The organism is Weizmannia sp. FSL W8-0676, assembly GCF_038593015.1.
Lineage (GTDB): Bacteria > Bacillota > Bacilli > Bacillales > Bacillaceae_C > Weizmannia > Weizmannia coagulans.
This window is the reverse complement of sequence record NZ_CP151954.1, coordinates 3,116,499-3,140,801: the sequence shown is the minus strand read 5'-3', so window position 1 is coordinate 3,140,801 and position 24,303 is coordinate 3,116,499. Positions and strand designations below refer to the sequence as shown.

22 protein-coding genes are annotated in these 24,303 nt (G+C 43.7%); 18 read left to right on the top strand and 4 right to left on the bottom strand.

Annotated elements, in window-relative coordinates:
- Positions 1-316: 316 nt before the first annotated feature.
- From NST20_RS15460 to NST20_RS15445, 4 genes are all read right to left on the bottom strand, one after another.
- A complete protein-coding gene (locus NST20_RS15460) occupies positions 317-1,780 on the bottom strand; it encodes a transposase (RefSeq protein WP_342399478.1) in 1,464 nt (487 codons plus the stop codon).
- 195 nt (positions 1,781-1,975) lie between these two features.
- Positions 1,976-3,661 carry an IS1634 family transposase gene (locus NST20_RS15455; protein WP_342399513.1) on the bottom strand — a complete coding sequence of 562 codons (1,686 nt, stop codon included), beginning with the start codon at positions 3,659-3,661 and terminating at the stop codon, positions 1,976-1,978.
- 422 nt (positions 3,662-4,083) lie between these two features.
- The gene (locus NST20_RS15450) at positions 4,084-4,704 is read right to left on the bottom strand and encodes an ABC transporter ATP-binding protein (protein WP_342399780.1); all 621 of its coding nucleotides are present in this window, start codon (positions 4,702-4,704) and stop codon (positions 4,084-4,086) included.
- Between the two features lie 208 nt (positions 4,705-4,912).
- On the bottom strand, positions 4,913-6,217 hold the full coding sequence (locus NST20_RS15445; RefSeq protein WP_342399525.1) for an IS1380 family transposase: 1,305 nt from the start codon (positions 6,215-6,217) through the stop codon (positions 4,913-4,915).
- 437 nt (positions 6,218-6,654) lie between these two features.
- Here NST20_RS15445 and NST20_RS15440 point away from each other — a divergent pair, with 437 nt between their 5' ends.
- From NST20_RS15440 to NST20_RS15355, 18 genes are all read left to right on the top strand, one after another.
- The gene (locus tag NST20_RS15440; protein ID WP_328005357.1) at positions 6,655-7,011 is read left to right on the top strand and encodes a hypothetical protein; all 357 of its coding nucleotides are present in this window, start codon (positions 6,655-6,657) and stop codon (positions 7,009-7,011) included.
- 16 nt (positions 7,012-7,027) lie between these two features.
- On the top strand, positions 7,028-7,576 hold the full coding sequence (locus NST20_RS15435; RefSeq protein WP_133537289.1) for a VanZ family protein: 549 nt from the start codon (positions 7,028-7,030) through the stop codon (positions 7,574-7,576).
- 330 nt (positions 7,577-7,906) lie between these two features.
- The gene (locus NST20_RS15430; protein ID WP_342399779.1) at positions 7,907-9,322 is read left to right on the top strand and encodes an ISLre2 family transposase; all 1,416 of its coding nucleotides are present in this window, start codon (positions 7,907-7,909) and stop codon (positions 9,320-9,322) included.
- Positions 9,323-10,075: 753 nt separating this feature from the next.
- The gene (rpoE, locus tag NST20_RS15425; RefSeq protein ID WP_133537291.1) at positions 10,076-10,654 is read left to right on the top strand and encodes a DNA-directed RNA polymerase subunit delta; all 579 of its coding nucleotides are present in this window, start codon (positions 10,076-10,078) and stop codon (positions 10,652-10,654) included.
- 229 nt (positions 10,655-10,883) lie between these two features.
- Positions 10,884-12,485, top strand: coding sequence for a CTP synthase (locus NST20_RS15420; protein WP_342399778.1), 1,602 nt, complete (start codon positions 10,884-10,886; stop codon positions 12,483-12,485).
- Positions 12,486-12,757: 272 nt separating this feature from the next.
- Positions 12,758-13,162, top strand: coding sequence for a GntR family transcriptional regulator (locus tag NST20_RS15415; protein WP_017554526.1), 405 nt, complete (start codon positions 12,758-12,760; stop codon positions 13,160-13,162).
- A complete protein-coding gene (locus NST20_RS15410) occupies positions 13,155-13,844 on the top strand; it encodes an ABC transporter ATP-binding protein (protein ID WP_014096738.1) in 690 nt (229 codons plus the stop codon). The genes NST20_RS15415 and NST20_RS15410 overlap by 8 nt, the downstream gene beginning before the upstream one ends.
- Positions 13,841-14,674 (top strand): hypothetical protein, encoded by an 834-nt coding sequence (locus tag NST20_RS15405; protein WP_340703097.1) that lies wholly within the window; start codon positions 13,841-13,843, stop codon positions 14,672-14,674. Before NST20_RS15410 ends, NST20_RS15405 begins: the two co-directional genes overlap by 4 nt.
- A 12-nt stretch (positions 14,675-14,686) precedes the next feature.
- Complete coding sequence (locus tag NST20_RS15400; protein ID WP_328197799.1) at positions 14,687-15,835, top strand: hypothetical protein; 1,149 nt, start codon at positions 14,687-14,689, stop codon at positions 15,833-15,835.
- Between the two features lie 197 nt (positions 15,836-16,032).
- A complete protein-coding gene (locus NST20_RS15395; protein ID WP_013860752.1) occupies positions 16,033-16,398 on the top strand; it encodes a response regulator in 366 nt (121 codons plus the stop codon).
- Between the two features lie 211 nt (positions 16,399-16,609).
- Positions 16,610-17,467, top strand: coding sequence for a class II fructose-bisphosphate aldolase (locus NST20_RS15390; protein ID WP_013860751.1), 858 nt, complete (start codon positions 16,610-16,612; stop codon positions 17,465-17,467).
- Between the two features lie 302 nt (positions 17,468-17,769).
- Positions 17,770-18,417, top strand: coding sequence for a fructose-6-phosphate aldolase (fsa, locus tag NST20_RS15385; protein WP_013860750.1), 648 nt, complete (start codon positions 17,770-17,772; stop codon positions 18,415-18,417).
- Positions 18,418-18,595: 178 nt separating this feature from the next.
- Positions 18,596-19,882, top strand: a complete 1,287-nt coding sequence (locus NST20_RS15380) for a UDP-N-acetylglucosamine 1-carboxyvinyltransferase (RefSeq protein ID WP_017554520.1) — start codon at positions 18,596-18,598, stop codon at positions 19,880-19,882.
- Between the two features lie 109 nt (positions 19,883-19,991).
- On the top strand, positions 19,992-20,957 hold the full coding sequence (glpX, locus tag NST20_RS15375) for a class II fructose-bisphosphatase (RefSeq protein ID WP_014096744.1): 966 nt from the start codon (positions 19,992-19,994) through the stop codon (positions 20,955-20,957).
- A gap of 434 nt (positions 20,958-21,391) precedes the next feature.
- Positions 21,392-22,672 (top strand): transcription termination factor Rho, encoded by a 1,281-nt coding sequence (gene rho, locus NST20_RS15370; protein ID WP_019721026.1) that lies wholly within the window; start codon positions 21,392-21,394, stop codon positions 22,670-22,672.
- A 160-nt stretch (positions 22,673-22,832) separates the two neighbouring features.
- Positions 22,833-23,033: a 50S ribosomal protein L31 gene (gene rpmE / locus NST20_RS15365; RefSeq protein ID WP_013860746.1), complete on the top strand. Its 201-nt coding sequence runs from the start codon at positions 22,833-22,835 to the stop codon at positions 23,031-23,033.
- Between the two features lie 116 nt (positions 23,034-23,149).
- Positions 23,150-23,722 (top strand): thymidine kinase, encoded by a 573-nt coding sequence (locus NST20_RS15360; protein ID WP_017554518.1) that lies wholly within the window; start codon positions 23,150-23,152, stop codon positions 23,720-23,722.
- 65 nt (positions 23,723-23,787) lie between these two features.
- Positions 23,788-24,174 (top strand): hypothetical protein, encoded by a 387-nt coding sequence (locus NST20_RS15355; protein ID WP_019721025.1) that lies wholly within the window; start codon positions 23,788-23,790, stop codon positions 24,172-24,174.
- Positions 24,175-24,303: the final 129 nt, after the last annotated feature.

Sequence of the window (24,303 nt, the reverse complement as noted above, 5' to 3'; positions counted from 1 at the left end):
TAGAAGCTACTGATGATAGAACAATGGCAATTGAACCAGCGATCAGAAATAACCATTTTTTTCGCGATAAAAGAACTTTTATGCTTAAGAGCCTCTGCCAAAATAAAAATATACCCTTGAGCGAGGCTCTGGAAAATTAATTATCCCGGTTTTTTTGCCTTTTCATCCAGATTTTCAATTCAATAGAAGTAAAACGGTCATTTTCCTTCAAAAAAAGGGCATACGTATCCCGCCTTCACAAAATGGGTTTTTTTCACTACCCTTTGTGGAAAGGAAACGCTCATTTTATTTATTCACATATCCACCTGTGAATAACTTAATTTGCTCTTTGCAGCCGATTGCGTGTCCATCCACAATTGGCCTTTCCTGTCTGATGGTACGCCATATTTGCCATGATGTGCATAGATATCATGCATCGATCTACATGAGCTTCAACTGCCTGTTTCCCACGCTTGTGAACACGACGGAGACTGTATCCGTCTTTTAGAATGCCAAAGATTCTTTCGATGATCGTCCTGGCACTATATAACACTTCAAATGTGCGCCCATGTTGAGGCAACTCGACATCTACTTGAGGCGTTTGATCAAAGTCTATCCTAAATACTCTTCCTTGTGCTGCCCCATTACAACATTCCGCGTGATTCGCTAGCGGGCAGGTGAGACCTTCTTGCTTGGCATTTGGATGAAATACAGGACAAGTGTAAATATATTGCCCCTTTTCCCGATCAGATCCTCTAAGTTCCATTTTATGCCCACTGATACAGATGGGAGTGCCGTACCGGTTGATTTTTTCAATCCCTCGGGCGGTAGTTGGTTTATCTTTACGGTTCCGTGGATTGATCGGTGCCACCAATTTCGCCTGTAATACATCCTTTGTCACTTTTTGATTTTCCGGCGTTTGGTAGATTCCATCTGCCAGGATAAAGCTCAACTGCTCAGCCATCTCGGGGTGCTCTGTCTTAAACGTTTCCAATGTCGGTTCTAATGTTTTCCCATCGGGTGTATTTCCTTTAAATACTTCCCGCGTCAAAGGCAAACCGGATCTCACCCCGCATACCATTGATAATTTATGCGCAATATAGGAGACTGCATTACTTTTACGCATTACCCCTACATTGTCGTCCGTAAGGACTCTGGGGCAATCGCAATTACCCTCACAAGAACACGTCTTCCTTGTTTTATTCAAGGTTGCTTCTGCCTCTATATGCGATGTATCCACGGCGGCTGCTTCCTCATTCGTTTCAACCACGCCTTCCCCTTTATTATATTCAACAACCAATAGCCGGGCTTTTTCCCAAAGACCATTTGTTGTCATGATTTGATCAAAACGAGCAAAGGAACGGTAGCTCGGAATTTTCTCCGTAAATCCACACATGGTGGCAAATAGCGGGTTTGATTTCACTTGCAAATAGACACTCTCCACCATCACTTCAATATACTGTAAAGAGGCCAGTTCAAAAGCACGAAAAAAGGGCATGAAAGGATGCGGTTTTCTCCCTGCGGGAGAGGGACGAAATAATGAAGACGCAGACTTGTCTTCTTCCTCCGTTATTGAAAATAGTGCCGGTTGTATTTCATTAGAAGGATCATGTGCTCTTTCATTTTTTAGGTGCAAATATAAAAGGGTGTAGTATTCTCGTTCAATCGGCTTAAAAATCTCCCATGGGAAACACATGGCTGGAATGACAAATGGTATATCGGCATAGTCTTGCCAATTGTGGGGAATCAAATTTTGTTGTATTGAAAAGTCTCTGGTTTGTGTTAGAATAGAAATAGTCATGAAATCACTCCCTGGATATTTGGTCGTACTTATATCTTAACCCACATTTCGCACGTCTTAAATAAAATTCATTTTAATTTTTGAATGAACTATATTTAAACATTTTGGTGAGATGATATCTTCTTATTTTTGAGGAATTTTCGATAAAGTTCTATTGAATTCGACATTCTTTTCATGAATTCCTCCTGTTGTGTGTTATTCGCCTTTGTTTTCGACATTTTTTGACACGTATATTGATAGATCATACCCGCATAATTCAATGATTTTTTTGGCTTGTGAATCAATATTATCGGGTAAGAGCCTTAATTTTTGTCGATTTTGATTTATAAGGATCACGGTGATATCTTCTAATTGCTCTAACAATGCTTGACCTGTGGGTTGATAGAGTTTCCTTTTTCCTTTCAAGATTAGAGATAGGTTCTTTTCTTTCAGTTCTTTTCTAACTCGATATTCTAAAATTCCATAGATTAATAAAGCCATCACATACACAATCCCTAAGGCCTCAACCCTTTCCGGGGTTTTCAAGTAAATGGCATCAATCATTTGTGAATCTTTGATTAATCGGAAACGGGTCTCAACGGCCGACTGTCCTTTATAAACCCTCAAAACTTCTTGATTGGATAGTGTCTCCTCGTCTAATTTATTTGTGATTAAAACAAAAGTGCTGAGCATTCTTTTCTTATTTTCGATAAAATCATGATCTTTTTCAAACGATTCCAGTTGTATCTGATAGATTTGTTCTCGTTTTGTCTGTTCGTCCTTTTTAGGTCTTCCTCTCTTTTTTCGTTTGATAGGTTGATCACTCATCTGGACGTTTAGTTTATAACAGAAATATGAAGCCTTTTGTTTTTTCTTAAAAGATTGAATTGCTTCTAGTGCGTCCTCTTTACAATGAAAGATAACTTTACTTAGTTTTTCTATCTCTTTTTTTAATTTTATTTCTTCCTTTTCGATCGCCCGATTTAGGGTTTTCTCTTTTCGTTGATCTAAATTGTTTGAGTGGACAACAAGAAACCGGTAAGGAAGGTTTTGAATTTGTCTTTCAAAAGCTTGAATTTGGTAAATAGCTGCGTCTTTTTTATTGCTAAGTGAGCCTACCCTTTCCCAGTTATTGAGCAACCATGCCTCTTTCTTTAGTTCTGTGCTTAAACCGAATGTATCAGGTAAACGGGAAATAAACGATAAATTTTGTTGTTGAATTTCCGCTAGATTTTCCGTTGTGATTAATGCAGAATCGGCTTGATAAATGAGATTTTTCCAATCTTCATGGGAAAGGATTTTTCTCATCTTTTGAATGAATTCCACATTCCAAGATTTATCCGAAGTATTCCCATTTTCTACTTTTGCAAGAATAGGAATTCGTTCAGGTGTGACCCCCATCCCCAGAACGATTTGTTTTAAGTCAGGCCTATGGGCCTTACTATACCCGTACGTAATTTGCAGTCCATCTTCCTTCGGTTGTTTATATTCACCGTAAACAGAAATTGATGTTGTATCGTTATGGAGTACACCAATAGGAAGATTCAATTTTTTTAATGCTTTTAATGCAAGGGTGGAATATACTTTCCATGCTTCGGCTTTATACAAGTAATCTAATGCTCTTCCTAATGCATCATCATTTAATTGATCGGGTGAAACCGATGTATCGAAAAGCATCTCAGAATCTAGGTTTTGATAGAATTCATGAACCTTATAAAGGGGCTTGCCACTGCATAAAATGTTTAAGACAAGGGCTTTAATCCTTGTTCCGGGTGAGATATGACAACGGACAGAATCCCATTTGACTAAATCATTAATGGTTTTTTCGAGTTCTATTTCATCACACAGTTTAGATAAAAGTTGAGACGGCCCCACATGTAAGGTTAAAATTTGATCTGACATAAAAATTTCCTCGTCTTCCCCTAGTTTAGATAATCATTCAATTCTACAAAGAAGGAGAAAATTCCTTTAAAAAAATCTTAAAATGGAAAAATTTACGTGCGGAATATGCGTCTTAACAAAGGAGTGGCTTTCATGGCTCTTTTTTTTCAAAAAAAATCATCCTTTTCCGTTTTACAATATTTACCACAGGAATGAGTAGCTTAATCTATTGAAACCCGCCCAAAACCGACCAAAGTGGAAAAATTTAGACACTTATAATAAATAAATTTACCCCATTAAAATCAAAAACTCACAATTTATTTTTACATTTGTCATAATGTTCCTACAAACGTCTTTTTTCTTTAGTGGAATAAATCAACGACCTTTAATTGTCTGACTGCTTACAGTTTCAGGGGATATAGCATTTTGGCAAGGGCTCTAAATTAAACATTTTCTTGTGCCACCTGCAATCTTCCGTTCTTTACGAGGAATAAATTATCCGGAAATTCAAATAAATTCTTTTCGTGTGTAACTACAACGAGTGTTATATTTTTTTCATTACATAATCTTGTAAAAAGATGGATTATTTTTTTAGTTGTTGCTGAGTCAAGATTACCGGTGGGCTCATCGGCAAATATAATTTCAGGCTCAGTAATAAGTGCCCTGGCAATAGCTACTCTTTGTTGTTCCCCTCCTGATAAAAAGTCAGGAAGTTTATGTAATTGATTTTCAATCCCTAAATGTCTGGCTAATTCTGCTATCTTATCCATTTTTTCTTGTCTATTTGTAAATATGAGGGGAAGTTCTATATTTTCTTTGACAGTCAATTCCGGAATTAGCTGAAAAGATTGGAATACAAATCCGTATTTTTCTCCTCTAATAGCAGCCTGGTCTGAATCCTTCAGATCATAAAAGGATTTTCCTTTGTAATATACCTTTCCAGATGTAGGTTTCTCCATTCCTCCCAAAATATTTAACAAAGTTGATTTTCCTGCTCCGCTTTTCCCCTCAATAACATAAATCTTCCCTTTTTCAATAGAAAGGGATGTTTCTTTCAATTCCATGTTATTGCTCTTTTGATTATCCCAAATTAAGAAAGTGCAAAACTTTACTAGATTGATGCAGGTAATTGGAATCATATGGAAAATAAATGGATAATATTATCAAAAATGGAATCACAACTGCCTATTTTTGGGTTATTAAGGCCACAGTTGCCCCCTCCCCACATTTGCGGGCGTTTCAATTTCCAGTATTCTGTTTCAGCCTTCACACTCAGTCAATCAGCCGTACACTTTGAATCATTTGCCGGAATGCCTTTTTATGGGCGTATGTTTCACAAATATTTAAAATGACACTTCGGCTGTGATAGACCAGCACGCCAGCCGCGTAGATGAATTCCCTCCGGAATCTCCTGATCGTATAAGAGCGATACGCTGGCGGACAGTGTTCTTTTTTAAAGATCTCGAATAAATTGTATGCCAGCAGTTTAATCAGCAGATCCATTTGGTTGGCGTCAAATGAATGCGTTGAAATCTTGCCCATCGAGAATCCATATTTTGACTCTTTGATGTAGTTTTCCATGCAAGCCCTTTGGTTATAGAATCTCCAAATATCAATGGGTTCCCAGTCCATGTTCGTCACAATCGCTTCATACTTCCATAAAAAATCACAAGCTTGAAGCTGACTTTCCTCATATTTGTCAGCTTTACGAATTACCGCAACTCTTCTTGGCTTCTTCCAGGAACTTGCCTGGTAATCAACGGCTTTTCCCTCTATCACGGTCAATTCGTCGTCAACATAGCGGATCCACGGTGAATCATCGTTTTCAACCCTTTTTTTAAGTCTCGAAGTCCACCTCAGTTTGCCGGTATAGCCAATCCCACCGTTTTCCCAGTAACTGTAGAAATCTTCTCCACCAAATCCTTTGTCAAAACGGGTATAACGAATAGGGTAATGGGGAGAAAGCAGCTGATAGGTCTCTTCTGCAAAACCGAGTACCCCTTGAGAAGAATGGGAATTTCCCTCCCTCAGCCTGGCGTTTAAACAAAGACGGGATTTCCCTTCAAATACAAGAAGAGGGTGATAACTTTTTCTTCCCGGCTTGTAGGGATTTACTCCGACCCCTGCTTTTTCCTGGCCCCCATAGACGGTTTCCACGGTTGAATCAAAATCCAGAATGAGCTCCTTGTCAAGCCAGGGTTCAATCAAATCCATCATGCGTTCTTTGAATTCAAGATCAGCGCCCTCCAACTTTTCAATTCTTAGCAGGTCTTTATTTAAAAGGGTATAGTGCGGGCATTTCCCGCCCATAAATGCCATGATTAAAGGATCATCCTGCAAAGTCCGGAAATGAGATAGCCGGGAACAATTGGACAGCCAGCCAATCACCAGGTATATAAAGATTTTGCTTAAAGGATATTTGGCATTGTATTTTTTCAAGCAGTCAAAATCCCGGAAGGTCTGTTCAATCTTCATTCTTTCCAGAAACTGCAAAATCGGGAGCAGCCCGCTAAAATTCGTACTCTTCTTTAAACGAAACGCATATTTGATTTTCGAGACAGAAGTGATATAATTCACCTTAAAGGTGCCCTCCTTTCTGGTTTGGTAGTTCTATACAAACCCAATTATACCAGAGATTCGGGGCACCTTTTTATTTTAAGCTTCTGCTTTACTCTCGTAATCCAGGATTATATCTTTTACAAATTCGGTTAGCTTCAATTAAGGCACCCATAAATATTCTCCTTTAATAAAACTATAATATTATAGTTTTTTGAGTTATCGATCATTGTTGTTATTTTTAGGCAGTGACGTTTATCTAATAAATATGACACAACCAATTATTCATGGAAGAAATATAAAACTCCACTTCAAGTTTTCATCTTTCCAGTATGATTATAATTGTGCCATCTTTTAAAAAAAAAGACTTGATTAAACAAATATTCCAATTATAATATAAGTATAAAAATTGCGAAGGAGATGTATAGAATGAGGAAAAAGAGTTTGCTCATACCAATATGTTGATCTTTGCATTATGTATTCCAACTATTGCAAGTGCCACGAGTTTCGGCTATTCTTTTAATATTATTGCAAGCGTTACCGGAACAAAAAAGCATAAATTGAATAATGATACAGCTAAAACTACAGTGACAGGAAATACGTATAATCAAGCTGGAAATGTAAGCTCAAGCAAATCTACATTTACAGTTGGTTTACAAAAATTGTTAACCACTTACACTGATCCTATTGCTGCAGATGGATTTTCACATACAAAAACAATTGGTAAAGTTAGCTCCGGTTCATATGTTGTGGTTGTCAACAAGCATTCTGCAACAGGGTATAGAGTAAAAGGCTCCGGGAAAATTATACAATAAAGGATTTAGTGAATTTATGATCAGTTTATTGGTTATTGCCTTAATCATCATACTAATACTTATTTTAATCTGCTTACTCCTGTATGGGAAATATGTTAAGAAAGAACGCTTAGTTTTGGAAACGGTTACTATAAGGTTTGTATTTATTATATATATCATTTTGCTGGGTGCGGTTGTATGGCTGATTCCAACTGCAAATTTTGGTTATTTGCCATATAATTTAATCCCATTTAAAACGATAGGGAATTATGTGATGAGTCTGATGAATGGTACTATTCCGGTTTCCGTTATCGTGAAAAACCTAGCTGGTAATGTATTGTTATTATTCCCGCTTGGTTTTTTACTCCCGCTTCAATTTAGCAAATTATCGATTAAAAAAATTATCATGTTAGGTGTGATGATTCCAATAGTAATAGAAGGTGGACAGTTTATTCTATACTTGCTCAAATTTGGTACTAGATCTGTAGATATAGACGATGTAATTCTTAATTTCATAGGGTATATCTTAGGCTATTTTCTTGTAAACATCTTCAAAAGGCGGTTATATTCTAAAAGGCGACAGTAACTCTGGTGGAAAATCCGAGCTTTAAAAAAATCCACCTTATTATCAACGACAATGGAAAATCGGGATGCTAAGCTGAACGACCCAAATAGCATTTTCCGCTAGGAGTCGCCGCTGGACAAAAATGCAGCGTGTGCTTCCAAAAGCAAAAAACCGGCAGCTAAATGCCGGCTTTTTGCTTTCGCTCAATGGCAAGTACGAAAATAAATTTTCTTTCCACATAGGTATGTGTAAAATTTTACTCGAAGGGCAGATGAGTGGAAAAAAATGGGAAGACGCTCTATCATTTAAATGTACGCTTGTGGGCGAATACATTTAGAAAGAGGTCTTCCTATGGATATTATATCAATAATTGCTAGATTATTAAAGGATACAAAAAGTCTTATTGAATTTGAAGAACAAGTTAAAATTCTGATTCAGAATGCCTTTACGCAATGGGTTGGGGAAATATTTGAGACGTTAGATAAAACAATTAAGCAGAAAAAGCTGGAGGATGGCTGGGAGTACTGCCGGAGTGATAACAGAAGCATTCAGTTTTTATTTGGAAATGTGACCTTTAAACGTTCACTAATGCATGACCAGAAAGGGAATTCACATTATCCTCTGGATGAATGGTTAGGGCTTTTACCATACCAACGATACAGCCCGTTAGTGGAATTAAAGGTGGCAGAGTTGGCAAGTGAGAACACCTATCGGGAAGTAGCTGATATTTTAAAAGAGTGGACAGCAGTGAGTCTTAGTCACACAACTGTAGGGAACATGGTAAAACACGTAGGGAAAACTCAGGCGGAAGCCGATAAGGCACTTGTAGAAGAGCTAGAAATAGCTGTTTCCCTGCCTGAGGGGAAGAAGGTAGACTACCTGTTTTCTGAAGCAGATGGTGTATTCGTTCGGGGACTAAAAAAGAAACAGAGTATGGAAGTCCACCACGCCATTCTCTATGAGGGATGGCAAACCAATGGTAAAAGGGTCTCCCTGCGTCAGCCCACAGTCATCATGACAACGGAAGCCATCCAGACATTTTGGGATGAAGTCCAAGCCACAGCTGCCAACACCTACTCCCTCGAAAAAACGCATGTCATTACAAACAGTGATGGAGGTGCGGGATACACAGCTGAACGGTTTCAAACAGCTTTCTCACAGTCGGAATTTCCGGTGCTCAACCAGCTGGATACCTACCACGTTGCACAAGCCATCATAAGGACATTTGGGGGCGGAAAGAGCGAGATCAAGGAGCAAATTAGAAAAGCGATTAGAACGCATGACCTGGACCAATTCACGTTATATTTGGATACGCACGAAAGCACCTTGACGGATAAAAAGGCTCTCAAGAAAATCAAGGAATTCCGTTCGTATATCTTGAAAAACTGGGACCGCATTTTTGACTGGAGAGACAGGGTGAAAAACGTGCCGGAAGGTGCGAGAGGCCTAGGAGCGATGGAATCGAATCAAAGGCATATCTCCTTCAGGATGAAAAAAAGGGGCATGCATTGGAGTGAACTTGGCGCAGAAGCCATGGTGAAAATCAAACAAGGCATACTCAATGGGACATTGAGAGAAGTCTATCTGAAACACCGTTCAAGAAGCGAGAGAAAGCAACGGAACTTGAAACAATTAATCAGGATGTCTCAACTACTCAAGCAGCCTGTACGCCCGTCAGTGGGCGTAAAGCACGGATCAGTTGCCCTGCATTCAAGCAGTTCATCGGCAATGGGACATTTAAGCAAAATATTAGAGCTTTCGTTTTAAGCTTGGCTCAGTGGGGACTGATCGTTGAGGCGCGCGAAATTTACGAGACTCCTGCGGGAAAAGCGAGCCAGGAGAGACCCCGCAGCGAGGTACGAGCGAGGAGGCTCGCCGGCCGCCCGCGGAAAGCGAGTGAATTTCGCGCGCCTCAACATCCCCGTTATCCATCTTTATACGGAAATATTACATCTTTTCCGAAAATTACACCGAGCAAGTAAAGCACGGTAGCCGAAAGTGTACAAAAAGAGTGTCTTGGAATACCCGATATTTAAACCTTGTCGAGAAAAACTTGACACATACTCCACATAGAATTCTGTTGTTTCTTTCTGCCAGATGGATGTAAAATGGACAAGGATATAGGAGATGTGCTTGAATAGGCAGAAGGTGGGAGTAGGACTCGTCAATCGCTTATTTTTTCAAGGGATGTGGACTGTTTGTATTCTTTTATCAAAATTTTACTATCATGCAGCGGTATGATCGTTTTTTTGCTGGCCGGGTATTATTTATACAGTAAAGAACTCGGTGCCATCCCTTTTCTGCTCCTCTCGTTTTTTCTGTTTTATCTTGCATACCGGCTGATGAGGACGCCGGGCCGCCTAAAAACCCGGGATAAAAACAGCCGGAAAAGGCCGCGGGGCTAGCATAAACGTTTGCTTTTTGTATATAATGGTAAATATGTTTTCTATTAAATCATGCAAAGTTTAGCATTTGCCTGCCATATAGCAGTTTTGATCAATGAGAAAGGGTGTGCGACGCGTGAGCTTGCGACAGTTGCCGAAAGAAGAGCTGAAGGAAATGTCTTTTATCGAGTTGGCGGAACAAATATTGGAGGAAAAAAAACAAGTGACTTCCTTCCAGGACTTGCTTGCGGAAATCGGCGCCATTTTGGGGTTGCCGAAAGAAGAAACCGAAAGCAAAATGATCCAGTTCTATACGGACTTAAATATTGACGGGAGATTTATCAGCCTGGGGGACAACACTTGGGGTCTCCGTGCCTGGTACCCGGTTGACCAGATTGACGAAGAAGTGACCCACACCGTGAAAACGAAGCGGAAAAAAGCGAAAGTTGTCGAGGAAGAAGAGGACTTTATAGATGATGAAGACCTTGACCTTGAGGATATCGATGATGTCGCCGAAGATGAAGAAGAGGACTTCGCCGACGAAGACGAGGAAGATGAAGATTTGGCCGAGGACGAAGATTTGGCTGACGATGAGTTTTCTGATATCGACGAAGATGATGATGATGAAACTTTCGAAGACGAAGAACTGCTCACGGATGATTTCGACGTTACCGAAGACGAAGACGAGGAAGACGTTAACGACAAAGAAGATTAGTCTTGACTTCTTTCCGGGACAACGGTAGTATTATGTTTGGGCTCCTTTGAGAAGGACGGAATATCGCAAAATAAATCAAGCTCCCCCTTGCAACCCGTATTGCAAGAGGGGCTTTTTGTTTTTTACGGGGCAGATCCGGAGAACGGCCCGGAACAGATCCGGCTCTTAAAAATGGATGAAGCCATGTATTGGGGCAACAATAATGTTACATTACAGGAGGGGACAACACGTGACAAAATATATCTTTGTAACTGGCGGGGTCGTTTCCTCGCTGGGAAAAGGGATTACTGCAGCATCGCTCGGGCGGTTGTTGAAAAACCGAGGGCTGAATATTACGATCCAGAAATTTGATCCGTATATTAATGTTGATCCGGGTACGATGAGCCCGTACCAGCACGGGGAAGTGTTTGTAACGGACGACGGCGCGGAAACCGACCTTGACCTCGGCCATTATGAGCGTTTTATTGATATTAACTTAACAAAATACAGCAGCGTTACGACCGGCAAAGTTTATTCCGAAGTCATCCGGAAAGAACGCCGCGGCGAATATCTCGGCGGCACCGTACAGGTCATCCCGCATATTACCAATGAAATCAAAGAACGCGTCTTTCGTGCCGGAAAAGTAACCAATGCAGATGTCGTCATCACGGAAATTGGCGGGACGGTCGGTGATATTGAATCACTTCCGTTCCTTGAAGCAATCCGGCAAATCAAAACGGATGTCGGCATTGACAATGTCATGTACATCCATTGTACCTTAATTCCTTATTTAAAAGCATCGGGCGAGATGAAGACGAAGCCGACCCAGCATAGCGTAAAAGAGTTGCGCGGCCTCGGGATCCAGCCGAATATCATTGTCGTCCGGACGGAAATGCCGATCTCGCAGGATATGAAGGACAAGATTGCATTGTTCTGCGATATCCAGCCGCGTGAAGTAGTCGAATGCATCGATGCCGATACGTTATATGCCATTCCGCTCATGCTGCAGGAACAAAAACTGGACCAGCTTGTTTGCGACCATTTAAAACTGCAGTGCCCGGAAGCAGATATGGCCGAATGGAGAGGGCTTGTTGACCGGGTGCGCAATTTGAAAAAGACGGTGAAAATTGCGCTTGTCGGCAAATATGTGGCACTCCAAGATGCCTATCTTTCCGTTGCAGAAGCACTCAAACATGCCGGCTACCAGTTTGATGCAGATATTGATATTGACATGATCAATGCCGAAGAGGTGGACGGGGAAAATGTGGCGGACCTGCTGAAAGATGCGGACGGCATTTTAGTGCCGGGCGGTTTCGGCGACCGCGGCATCGAAGGGAAAATTCTTGCCATCCAGTATGCCCGGGAACTTAAGATTCCGTTTCTTGGCATCTGCCTTGGCATGCAGCTTGCATCGGTCGAATTTGCCCGCCATGTCCTCGGATTGAAAGATGCGCACTCCTCGGAGATCAACCCGGATACGCCTTATCCGGTGATTGACCTTTTGCCGGAACAAAAAGAAATTGAAGACCTCGGCGGTACGCTCCGCCTCGGGCTTTATCCTTGCCGGCTTGTGAAAGGCACGAAAGCGTATGAAGCTTATCAGGATGAAGTCATTTATGAGCGCCACCGCCACCGTTATGAATTTAACAATCAATTCCGTGAACGCATGGAAAATGCCGGGTTCACGTTCTCGGGAACAAGCCCGGACGGCCGGCTCATTGAAATTGTGGAGCTGAAGGACCATCCGTGGTTCGTTGCTTCCCAGTTCCACCCGGAATTTACCTCGCGCCCGACACGCCCGCAGCCTTTGTTTAAAGGATTTATTGAAGCGTCGATCAAGGGTAAACAATAAACCTGTACCCTTCGGAAAATGCCCCGTTTTTTCCGGAGGTACTGATAAAAAAGCGGCGGGAAGCCATTGTATTTGGTTTCCCGCCGCTTTTTTGCATCCCGTTTTCTTTGAATGCAAAAGCCCGGAAATTTTTCCAGGCTTTTTTATAAAAATCCATTGACGGAGAAGTGTATGAACGGTATGATACACATATCAGCTGTATCAATGTATTAATACGATCATTTTGGCGTTTGTGTATGAAGGGCTTCATACACATGGAGAGATGAAAAAGGATGGGGGCGATTCAGATCATCGCAGAGATTAAATGGAATAACCGCGATCCTGTCTACATTCAGGTTATCCGTTATTTTAAAACCCGGATTGCGTCAGGGAGCCTTGAGGCGGGACAGGAAATTCCATCGCGGCGCGAACTTGCAGCCATGTTAAAAATCAATCCGAATACCGCGCAAAGAGCGTATAAAGAAATGGAGGAGCAAGGTTTGATCCACACAGAACGCAATCTTCCGAGCCGGATTACAACAGACCGGGATGTGCTTGCCGGGGTACGGGAAGAACTGATCCAGTCAGCATTGGCTGATTTTCTGGATTCGATCCGCCCGATGGATATTCCGCTGGAGGAGCTGTTGGAGCTGGTAAAAAGGCAATACAGGGGCAAAGGGGGGGCCGGGCATGATTGAAGTTATGGAAGTGACGAAAAAATACGGGCGAAAAAAAGTGCTCGATTCGCTTTCTTTTACAGCAGAAAAAGGGGAAATTACCTGTTTGATCGGGGTGAACGGGACGGGCAAAACGACCACTCTAAAAGCGATTGCAGGGCTTGTCCCGGTCAGCAAAGGAAAGATTCTGATCGACGGGGAACCGTACAACAAACATATTTACGAGAAGCTGGCATTCATTCCGGATGCGCCCATCATGCTGCCGCGGATGAAAATCAAAGATGCCATTCTTTTTATGCGAGATTATTATCCGGACTGGAATGCATTGCGCGCAAAAGACTTGCTTTATTTTTTCAAACTGAATGAAAATGACCGGATCGGCGACCTTTCAAAAGGAAACATGGCAAAAGTGAATTTGCTGCTCGGGCTATCGCTCGATGTCGATTATGTGCTGATGGATGAACCTTTTTCGGGCATTGATATTTTCAGCCGGGAACAAATTGCAGATGTGTTCGCAAGCGGCCTGGTAGAAAACCGCGGGGTGCTGATTACCACACATGAAATCAATGATATTGAGCATCTATTGGACAAAGTGGTGCTGCTCGGGGATGGGAAGGTTTTAAAGGAATTTTACACGGAAGACATTCGCCAAAGCGAAGGGAAATCCGTTGTCGATATAATGAGGGAGGTATACCGGCAATGAAAAGTTTTGTAAAACTCGTCAACTTCGAAATTAACCGTTTTGCGAAAATCTACTGGTCTTTGGTTGCAATCACCATCCTTTCACAATTTACGTCCGTTTTTTTGACGGTGCATCGTTACATCACGCAAGCAAATGAGACCATGTATCACCAGTCACTGCCAAAGCTCGCATACGTAAAGCATTATGGTTCGATCGGCTTTATCGACTGCTTTGGTTCGATTTGGTTCTTGGGACCAATCGCGCTTTGTGCGGCGGCCATGATGTTTTATATATTTCTGATTTGGTACAGGGACTGGTACGGCAAGCATACGTTCATTTACCGGCTTTTGATGCTTCCTGTTGAAAGATGGAATCTCTATTTGGCGAAAGCGGCGAGCATTTTGCTGTTGGTGTTTGGATTTGTTGCTGTTCAGATTGTTTTACTGCCGGTTGAACATTTCTTTTTTAATGCCATTACACCGGGCATTTACAGGATGGATATGACGGTCATAGATGCTGTCTTAAGTTTTCCCTTGTTTAACCTGCTCCTTCCTAGTACAGTGATAGACTTTCTCTTACATTACGGGTTAGGGTTTACAGTGGTCCTTGTGATCTTTACGGCCATCTTATTGGAAAGAAGTTTCCGCATGAAGGGGGTCTTGCTCGGCCTGCTTTTCGGTTTTCTCTCGTTCGTTTTATTTTGGACGCCGGAATTGCTCTTTGATATATTGCTGCCCGGTGTTTTATACGAAACGGAAGTATTATGGATGGAAGTGGCCATGACGGCCATCATTGCGGGGTATTCTATCCTGCTGGGGGGATACTTGATCAAATACAAAGTAACGGTGTAAGGGAGAGATACGATGAGACGTTATATAAATTTATTGGTGATTTTGGTTGCGGTTGTGGCAGCGATCCCCCTTTTTTATACCGCATTGGCTGCTGACAAGGATCCGGGGCTTGTGCTGAAAAAGATAAGCGGAAATGAAAAAGAAATCCGGAATGTTAAAATTACTGCTCTGGATAACCAGGAAGATAACCTTTTGAATCGCATGTTTTCGATTACTTCATCTGGAAGCCGCTATTTAGGAAGGGAATCTTCTTTTTCGCTACTAGATGAAGACCCGGATTGGTACAAGCAGTATGTCAAGCAGTATCCCCGATTTATGAGGGGAAAGACCAATCATGGCGGCTTTTATGAGGATAGACAAATGATTGCTTATGCGGACATCATTCCGCAGCCGCTTCACCGGTTCGATAAAGAACTGTATGTCGAGGTGCTGGATAAGAAAACAAGAAAAACAGAAACAATGAAGAGGAAGGTGCAAGGTTTTTCAAAACAATCTTTTCCATCGGTTTGGGATGTGCAAAAAACTGGGAATGAGCTGAAAGTAGCGGCAGCCACAGATGGAGATATCCGCGTATATCGTGTCAGCCTGCCGGATAAGAAAATAACCGGAGGCAAATGGATTACACAAAGAGGACAGACGGGGAGAATGGCTCAATATACCCAGCTCGCAGAAACCGACGTGAACAAGCCCAACCATATACTGGCATATCAAGAAGAGAAAGTGGACGACGACGGTACAGTAAAGGAAATGACTACCTTTATTTACAATTACCATACAAATGAAACGAAAAAACTCAGGTTGCCAAAAGACATTTCGTTGCGGGACAGCGATAACTGGAAGTTTGTTTACAACGGGAAGACGGTTTATATGGCAATCACAAAAAAGAACGGAGGCGCGCGCCTTTTAACCTTTGACGGGAACGGAAAGCTGAAAGCAGACAAGACATTTGCTATCAAGTACCAGAGTACGGGCAACCCCATCCCTGAAATCAAAAACGGCAGGTTGTACTTCCTTATCCCGAACGATTCCCGGGAAAAAGCGTGTCTCCTGTATGTGTTCGACATTTCAAGCGGCAAGCAGTTGTACAGCGGAAAAGTGGTTCAAAAAGGGAAAGGAGTGAAAGCCCGGTATGTGGAGGGAGTTGAGTTGACGATAAAATAAAGGGGCCCTCCCCCTTATTTTATCACCGCTTTTCCGCGTCTTTCGGAATCCGTCTGTGATCATTGAATTTGCCACTTGCATAAGCAGGAAAAAAGCAACCGGGAGTAGAAATAGTTTTACATATCATAAAGGCAAGTGGGAGTTACCAAAAGTACATACAAATTTTGGTAAAAATGATCATGTGACGGAGGGGAAAAATGAGAGAGCCGAATATTTTAATTGTTGACGACCAGTTTGGCATCCGGGTTCTGCTTACGGAAGTGCTGCAGAAAGAAGGCTATGAAACCTTTCAGGCGGCAAACGGCCCCCAGGCGCTTTCCCTGGCTGCAAACCATGAAATCGACCTTGTCCTGCTGGATATGAAAATTCCCGGCATGGACGGCATTGAAATTTTAAAAAAGCTGAAAGAAATGAAACCGGATATCCGGGCCATCATTATGACCGCTTACGGCGAACTGGATCTGATTGAGAAAGCGAAGGAGCTCGGGGCGCTGACCCATTTTGCAAAGCCGTTTGATATTGACGACATCCGCAAGGCAGTGAAAAAATATTTGGCGATGTAAGCGCATGAAGTGAAAAAAGTGCTAAACCGTAAAATTTTGATAATTTTATTTCTTTTTACCGACAAATAAAGTTCATTGGTAAATCCCGGTTTTGTTTGTTATGATTGTTAAGGAATGATCAATAGGCTAGTATGATGTTATCAAGATTGTATATCATAAAAATGATAACCTCGGGCAATCTTTTTAACACAAATGATAAGGAGGAAAATTCATGCCTTTAGTTTCCATGACTGAAATGCTGAATAAAGCAAAAGAAGGGAAATATGCGGTAGGGCAATTCAACGTCAATAACCTTGAATACGCCCAGGCCATCCTGATGGCTGCAGAAGAAGAAAAATCCCCGGTCATCCTCGGTGTTTCCGAAGGAGCAGGCCGTTACATGAGCGGTTTTAAAACCGTTGTAAAAATGGTTGAAGGATTAATGGAAGACTTGAATGTCACGGTTCCGGTCGCGATCCATCTTGACCATGGTTCAAGCTTTGAAAATGCAAAGAAAGCTATCGATGCAGGCTTTACTTCTGTAATGATCGATGCTTCCCACCATCCGTTTGACGAAAACGTGGAAATTACTTCTAAAGTGGTGGAATATGCCCATGCCCGCGGCGTATCTGTGGAAGCAGAACTCGGCACTGTCGGCGGCCAGGAAGACGATGTTGTCGGAAAAGGCATCATTTATGCGGACCCGGAAGAATGCAAAAAACTGGTTGACGCAACCAAAATCGATGCTTTGGCGCCGGCTCTTGGTTCAGTTCACGGCCCTTACCACGGCGAACCAAACCTTGGCTTCAAAGAAATGGAAGAAATCAGCAAAATTACCGGCATTCCGCTTGTGCTCCACGGCGGGACAGGCATTCCTGAAGCTGACATCAAAAAAGCCATTTCTTTAGGTACTGCAAAAATTAACGTGAATACGGAAAACCAAATTGCTTCCGCAAAAACGGTTCGTGAAGTATTGGCCGCTGATCCGGATGTATACGATCCGCGCAAATACCTTGGGCCTGCACGCGAAACGATTAAACAAACCGTTATCGGCAAAATCCGCGAGTTCGGTTCTAACCAAAAAGCATGATTGTTTTAGATTAACCGTGAACACGCAATGCCTTAAGGATGGGTGTTCACGATAAAAAAGTCTGGCGCTGCCCCGTGCGTGCCGGGCTTTTTTGGTTGCTTTAAAATACGGGCGGCTTTAAGCGTTTTACCTTTGTGCTTTTTTTCGGGAAACCGGTTCAAACGCCCGGGGAACAAGAGGGTTTGCGGCCGTTTTTTGGGTAGGCGCCTGTGAAAAAAATGGTTGTTTTTCTGAACTTTCTTTTCGTTCCGTGGTATAGTGGAAATGGATACATAGGAACCATAAAAGGAGATGGAAGCAGAATGAAATTTTTTATTGATACTGCCAATTTCGAGGAAATTAAAACTGCAAATGAATGGGGGATTTTGTCCGGTGTAACGACAAATCCGTCGCTCGTGGCCAAGGAAAATGTTTCATTCCATGACCGGTTAAAAGAAATTACGGCGCTCGTGCCCGGTTCTGTCAGTGCCGAAGTCGTGTCCGAAGATGCGGAAGGCATGGTAAAAGAAGGAAAGGAACTCGCGGCTATTGCCCCGAATATTACGGTCAAAGTGCCGATGACGCCGGAAGGAATGAAAGCTGTCCATCAATTGGCACAGGAAGGCATCCGCACAAATGTCACCCTGGTTTTCAGCAGCAACCAGGCGCTTTTGGCAGCAAGAGCAGGTGCAACTTATGTTTCGCCGTTCCTTGGCAGGCTGGATGATATCGGGCATGACGGCATTCATCTTATTTCCGAGATTGCCGAAATTTTTTCCATTCATCAAATTGATACGGAAATCATCGCAGCTTCGATCCGCCACCCGCAGCATATTACACAAGCGGCGCTCGCAGGGGCGCATATCGCAACCGTCCCGTTTAAAGTGCTCACACAGCTGTTCAAACATCCGTTAACGGATAAAGGGATTGAACAATTTACACGCGACTGGAACAGCCGTACAGAAAAATAACGGAAATATTTAAAATTGCTCTTTATTTCTTGCTTTCTCCGGGGCAGTTTGATTTTCCGCCTGTTCGGCAATCCTGTTGCTGGGATTCATATTGTTTTACGGAGCTTTCGGACCAGTTTGCGAACGGCCATTTACAACCGGAATGTACATCCATACCCGCTAAAGAAGGGAGCTTAATATGGAAAAGCTAAAAATTGCCGGGGGATATCCTTTGAAAGGCACCATTAAAGTGAGCGGCGCAAAAAATAGCGCTGTCGCTTTAATACCTGCGACCATCCTCGCGGAATCTCCTGTAACAATAGAAGGCTTGCCTGAAATTTCCGATGTCCGGACATTGACCGGCTTGCTGGAAGAGATCGGGGCAACGGTTACGTCAGAGGACGGGGAAATTACGGTGGATCCCCGCCATATGATCTCGATGCCGCTGCCCAATGGCAGGGTGAAGAAACTGCGTGCCTCATATTACTTGATGGGCGCGATGCTCGGAAGGTTCAAAAAAGCTGTCATCGGGCTGCCGGGCGGGTGCCATCTCGGACCGCGGCCGATCGACCAGCATATTAAAGGCTTTGAAGCATTGGGCGCAAAAGTGACAAATGAGCAGGGTGCCATCTATTTAAGGGCGGATGAATTGAAAGGTGCCCGTATTTATCTGGACGTTGTCAGTGTCGGAGCAACGATCAATATTATGCTGGCTGCCGTCAAAGCAAAGGGAAAGACAGTCATTGAAAACGCTGCAAAAGAACCGGAAATCATTGACGTAGCCACACTTTTGACGAATATGGGCGCAAAAATTAAAGGCGCGGGAACAGATGTCATCCGGATTGAAGGCGTGGACCATTTGAGCGGCTGCCGGCATACGATTATCCCGGACAGAATTGAAGCTGGTACGTTTATGATCCTGGCGGCGGCGGCGGGTGAAGGGGTACTGGTTGACAATGTCATTCCTCATCATCTCGAGTCGCTGACCGCAAAGCTCAGGGAAATGGGCATACCGGTGGAAACCGGGGATGAACAGATTTTTATCGGAAAAGCAGACAAGCTGAAACCGGTTGATATTAAAACACTCGTTTATCCGGGGTTTCCGACAGATCTGCAACAACCGTTCACCACGCTTTTGACAAGGGCAGAAGGCACGTCTATCGTAACCGATACAATCTATTCCGCCCGCTTTAAACATATTGACGAGTTGCGGAGAATGAGCGCCAATATTAAAGTGGAAGGACGGTCTGCGATTGTCAACGGCCCGGCCCGGCTTCAGGGGGCAAAGGTAAAAGCGAGTGATTTGCGTGCGGGTGCCGCCCTTGTCATTGCCGGCCTGATGGCAGAAGGGGTGACAGAAGTGACAGGGGTCGAACATATCGACCGCGGATACAGCTGCCTCGTGGAAAAATTAACCGGTCTTGGTGCCGCTGTTTGGCGGGAAGGCATGTCCGAAAAGGAGATGGAACACCTGAACCATTCCTAGCGGGCAATTGCCGGCTCCCCCATAAATAGAAAAAAACGAATAAATTATGACACAATAATTTTTTAAATGTGTTATACTAATTAAAAATCTATTTATGGGGGTAGTAAAATTGGAAAGAAGCTTGTCAATGGAATTGGTCCGTGTCACGGAAGCAGCAGCACTTGCATCCGCAAGATGGATGGGGCGCGGATTGAAAGATGAAGCGGATGATGCGGCAACGTCCGCGATGCGTGATGTGTTCGACACCATTCCGATGAAAGGCACTGTCGTCATTGGCGAAGGGGAAATGGATGAAGCGCCGATGCTGTATATCGGGGAAAAACTCGGGAACGGATACGGCCCGCGCGTTGACATTGCAGTTGACCCGCTGGAAGGAACGAATATCCTGGCATCCGGCGGCTGGAATGCGCTCAGTGTGCTGGCGATAGCAGATCACGGACATTTGCTCCATGCGCCGGATATGTACATGGATAAAATTGCTGTCGGCCCTGAAGCAGTCGGCATGATTGATATTAATGCACCGATTATCGATAATTTAAAGGCTGTGGCAAAGGCGAAAAATAAAGATATCGAGGATGTGGTGGCAACAGTTCTGAACCGTCCGCGCCATGAAGAAATTATTGCGCAGCTCCGTGCTGCAGGCGCCCGGATCAAACTGATCAATGACGGGGATGTGGCAGCTGCCATTAACACGGCATTCGACCATACCGGTGTAGATATTTTGTTCGGATCGGGCGGCGCGCCGGAAGGGGTTATTTCAGCAGTTGCGCTGAAATGCCTCGGCGGCGAGATCCAGGGACGCCTCCTGCCGCAAAACGACGCGGAGCAAGAACGCTGCCTGAGCATGGGGGTTGACATCAATAAAGTGCTGATGATGGACGACCTTGTGAGCGGGGATGACGCTATTTTTGCTGCGACCGGCGTAACCGACGGGGAACTTTTGCGCGGTGTCCAATTTAAGGGCCAGTACGGATCCACCCATTCTGTCGTCATGCGTGCAAAGTCGGGGACGGTCCGCTTTATTGAAGGGCAGCACAGTCTGAAGAAAAAGCCGAACCTTGTGATCAAAGCGTAAATCTCCGGGGGAACATGCAGCTATAGCGGCGGGGGAAGGGCGGAAGTGCCGCCTTTCCTCCCATTTTCAACAAAGTTTTTTACCTCTTATGCTATTTTTAGTTGATTTCTCTTCTGTTTCAGGGTTAAAATGATTATGGTTTTGTTTATAAATATTCAATTGTTTGTCTTCTTTTTCTTCCGTACATGGTGCGGCTCCATAGATGCACGTGCTGCAACATTGCCTCTTTGCAGACAGCTCATGTTTTCTATCTATGCGCAAAGCAAAACTGTGGATGTTCATATCTTGCCTTCACATTCCTTTATTTTTAGCCTGTTCTGTTCCATTGGTATACCGGTATAGTTTTAAGCGCCGGGAACAAATGGAAAATTTTGATGTAACGGAAGAAACAGCCTGCTCTACCCGACTGTAAATTGAAAAAGTGTGGTGTTTTTATGGAAAGTTTATCAATATCAAGTCTGGAAAATATGACGTTAAAAGAGCTTTATGCCCTTGCAAGAGAGTATAAAGTATCCTACTACAGCAAACTGACGAAAAAAGAGTTAATTTTTGCGATTTTAAAAGCACGGGCAGAGCAAGAAGGGTATTTCTTTATGGAAGGCGTGCTCGAAATCATCCAGTCGGAAGGATTCGGATTCCTGCGCCCGATCAACTACTCCCCAAGTTCGGAGGACATTTATATTTCTGCTTCGCAAATCCGCCGCTTTGATTTAAGAAACGGCGATAAGGTTTCCGGCAAAGTCCGGCCGCCGAAAGAAAACGAACGTTATTACGGCTTGCTGCATGTGGAAGCGGTAAACGGCCAAAACCCGGAAACCGCTAAGGAACGGGTTCATTTTCCGGCTCTGACGCCGCTTTATCCGAACCGGCAGATTATCCTTGAAACGGCTCCCGAAAAACTGTCCACCCGGATTATGGATTTAATCACCCCGGTTGGTTTCGGACAGCGCGGTTTGATTGTGGCGCCGCCGAAAGCCGGTAAAACGATGCTGCTGAAAGAAATTGCCAACTCTATTACCGTGAACCATCCTGATGCGGAATTGATCGTTCTGTTGATTGATGAACGGCCGGAAGAAGTAACAGATATTGAACGTTCCGTGCATGCGGATGTCGTCAGCTCGACCTTTGACGAAGTGCCGGAAAACCATATCAAGGTTGCGGAACTCGTATTGGAAAGAGCGATGCGCCTTGTCGAGCATAAGCGCGATGTCGTCATTTTAATGGACAGCATTACGCGCCTCGCACGCGCCTATAACCTTGTGATTCCGCCGAGTGGGAGAACGCTTTCAGGCGGGATTGACCCGGCTGCGTTCCATCGTCCGAAACGGTTTTTCGGGGCGGCACGTAATATTGAAGAAGGCGGCAGCCTGACGATTTTGGCCACCGCGCTGGTCGATACCGGTTCACGCATGGATGATGTGATTTATGAAGAATTTAAAGGCACCGGGAACATGGAGCTCCATCTTGACCGCTCCCTCGCCGAAAAGCGCGTTTTCCCGGCCATCGACATCCGCCGTTCCGGTACAAGGAAAGAAGAACTGCTGCTTTCGAAAGACCATCTCGAAGTACTGTGGGCGATCCGCAAATCGATGTCCGATTCTCCGGATTTTGTCGAAAAATTCTTGCGCAAGCTGAAACAATCCAAAACAAACGACGAGTTTGTGGAAATGATCAAAGCAGACTTGAAAGTATCATCGTCAAGGCGTGTAGTATAAGGAAAAATAAGGAAGAACTTTTTTTCAGGCAGTGATGTTGCATTTCCACTCCGGACTTGTTATAATAATGACAGTGTGTTTATGAAATTTTACAGGGCGTGTCCTGTAAAACAATAGAACTCTGTTTCGCAATGACTCAGGGCTGAAGGAGATGAAAAGCATGAAACCAGGAATTCATCCGGAATACAAAAAAGTAATGGTCAAATGTGCGTGCGGCAACGAATTCGAAAGTGGTTCCGTAAAAGATGAACTGCGCGTGGAAGTATGTTCCGAATGCCATCCATTCTATACAGGACGCCAAAAATTCGCGACTGCTGACGGACGTGTTGATCGCTTTAATAAAAAATACGGACTTAAATAAAAGAATCCATGAAAAACAGGCGATGCGTTTGCCTGTTTTTTTTATGGGATGCCGGTTTGCCCGGACGGATTTTTCGGGTCTAAAAACCATATTTGTTGAAATAAGGAGCGGGGATGATGGCACAGCTATTTTTCAGATACGGCGCAATGAACAGCGGCAAATCGATTGAAATCTTGAAAGTCGCCCATAACTATGAAGAGCAGAATAAACCGGTTCTCATCTTTACATCGGGCATCGATACGCGCGATGAAGAAGGCTATATTTCGAGCAGAATCGGCTTGCGCAGGAAAGCGATCCCGATTTACGATGATACGGATATTTTTGAAATGGTGAAAGGGTACAATCCCACGCCATACTGCGTCCTGATCGACGAAGTCCAGTTTTTGAAAAAAAGGCATGTGCTGCAGCTTGCTCGCATTGTTGATGATTTGCATATCCCGGTAATGGGGTTCGGCCTTAAAAATGATTTTCAAAATGAGCTTTTTGAGGGCAGCAAGTACATGCTTTTGTATGCCGATAAAATCGAAGAAATGAAAACGATCTGCTGGTTTTGCGAACGGAAGGCGACGATGAATTTGCGCGTCGACGAGAACGGGAAGCCGGTGTATACAGGGGACCAGATCCAGATTGGCGGGAACGACACGTATTATCCTGTTTGCCGCAAATGCCACGACCATCCGCCGCTGTGACGGCATGTGATGCATAAATAAACCTCCATCCGAAGGGAAACCTACTGGAAAAGGAGGTTTTTTTTATGGCAAAACAGCTGATTTTCCTCTGCTTAATGATGGTGCTTTCAGGTTGCATGGCCCAAAGCCGGACCCGTGAAGCTGCGCCGGATCACATTGAAACGAAGCCGTTAAGCACGGCGGATACGCAAAAGGCAGGGCAAAGAAACGGGAATGCTGGCGGGGCAGCTGCTGTAAATGCGGATATCGAGAGGGTGCGGGAAGCGGTTTGGAAAATGGACAGTGCTGTCCCCCATTCGGTATATGTGAACGGGAAAGATATGTGGGTCAATGTCCATACGGAGGAACAGCTGAACCACAGGGAAAGAATGAAAAAAGCGGCGGACATCCGCAGCCGGCTTTTGAAAGTGGCGCCCCGCTACGATATTCATGTCCGAATAGACGTGAAATAGGAAAAGGCGTTTCAAAAGCGCTGCTCCCATGTTCCGCTTTAAGTTTCCCCGTGCGTATACTATAATAAATTTGTTATGTCTGAAGGGCGGGTTTTGCTGTTACCGGAATGGGAATACGTTGTGAAATGA

Bases quoted from the DNA above. Each gene is read 5' to 3' on its own strand.
- rho (WP_019721026.1), top strand. From the start codon at position 21,392: ATGGAAAGTTTATCAATATCAAGTCTGGAAAATATGACGTTAAAAGAG.
- NST20_RS15460 (WP_342399478.1), bottom strand. From the start codon at position 1,780: ATGACTATTTCTATTCTAACACAAACCAGAGACTTTTCAATACAACAA.
- rpmE (WP_013860746.1), top strand. From the start codon at position 22,833: ATGAAACCAGGAATTCATCCGGAATACAAAAAAGTAATGGTCAAATGT.
- NST20_RS15455 (WP_342399513.1), bottom strand. From the start codon at position 3,661: ATGTCAGATCAAATTTTAACCTTACATGTGGGGCCGTCTCAACTTTTA.
- NST20_RS15410 (WP_014096738.1), top strand. From the start codon at position 13,155: ATGATTGAAGTTATGGAAGTGACGAAAAAATACGGGCGAAAAAAAGTG.
- NST20_RS15395 (WP_013860752.1), top strand. From the start codon at position 16,033: ATGAGAGAGCCGAATATTTTAATTGTTGACGACCAGTTTGGCATCCGG.
- NST20_RS15440 (WP_328005357.1), top strand. From the start codon at position 6,655: ATGTTGATCTTTGCATTATGTATTCCAACTATTGCAAGTGCCACGAGT.
- NST20_RS15400 (WP_328197799.1), top strand. From the start codon at position 14,687: ATGAGACGTTATATAAATTTATTGGTGATTTTGGTTGCGGTTGTGGCA.
- NST20_RS15405 (WP_340703097.1), top strand. From the start codon at position 13,841: ATGAAAAGTTTTGTAAAACTCGTCAACTTCGAAATTAACCGTTTTGCG.
- NST20_RS15380 (WP_017554520.1), top strand. From the start codon at position 18,596: ATGGAAAAGCTAAAAATTGCCGGGGGATATCCTTTGAAAGGCACCATT.
- NST20_RS15435 (WP_133537289.1), top strand. From the start codon at position 7,028: ATGATCAGTTTATTGGTTATTGCCTTAATCATCATACTAATACTTATT.
- NST20_RS15360 (WP_017554518.1), top strand. From the start codon at position 23,150: ATGGCACAGCTATTTTTCAGATACGGCGCAATGAACAGCGGCAAATCG.
- fsa (WP_013860750.1), top strand. From the start codon at position 17,770: ATGAAATTTTTTATTGATACTGCCAATTTCGAGGAAATTAAAACTGCA.
- NST20_RS15415 (WP_017554526.1), top strand. From the start codon at position 12,758: ATGGGGGCGATTCAGATCATCGCAGAGATTAAATGGAATAACCGCGAT.
- NST20_RS15355 (WP_019721025.1), top strand. From the start codon at position 23,788: ATGGCAAAACAGCTGATTTTCCTCTGCTTAATGATGGTGCTTTCAGGT.
- NST20_RS15430 (WP_342399779.1), top strand. From the start codon at position 7,907: ATGGATATTATATCAATAATTGCTAGATTATTAAAGGATACAAAAAGT.
- NST20_RS15390 (WP_013860751.1), top strand. From the start codon at position 16,610: ATGCCTTTAGTTTCCATGACTGAAATGCTGAATAAAGCAAAAGAAGGG.
- NST20_RS15450 (WP_342399780.1), bottom strand. From the start codon at position 4,704: ATGGAATTGAAAGAAACATCCCTTTCTATTGAAAAAGGGAAGATTTAT.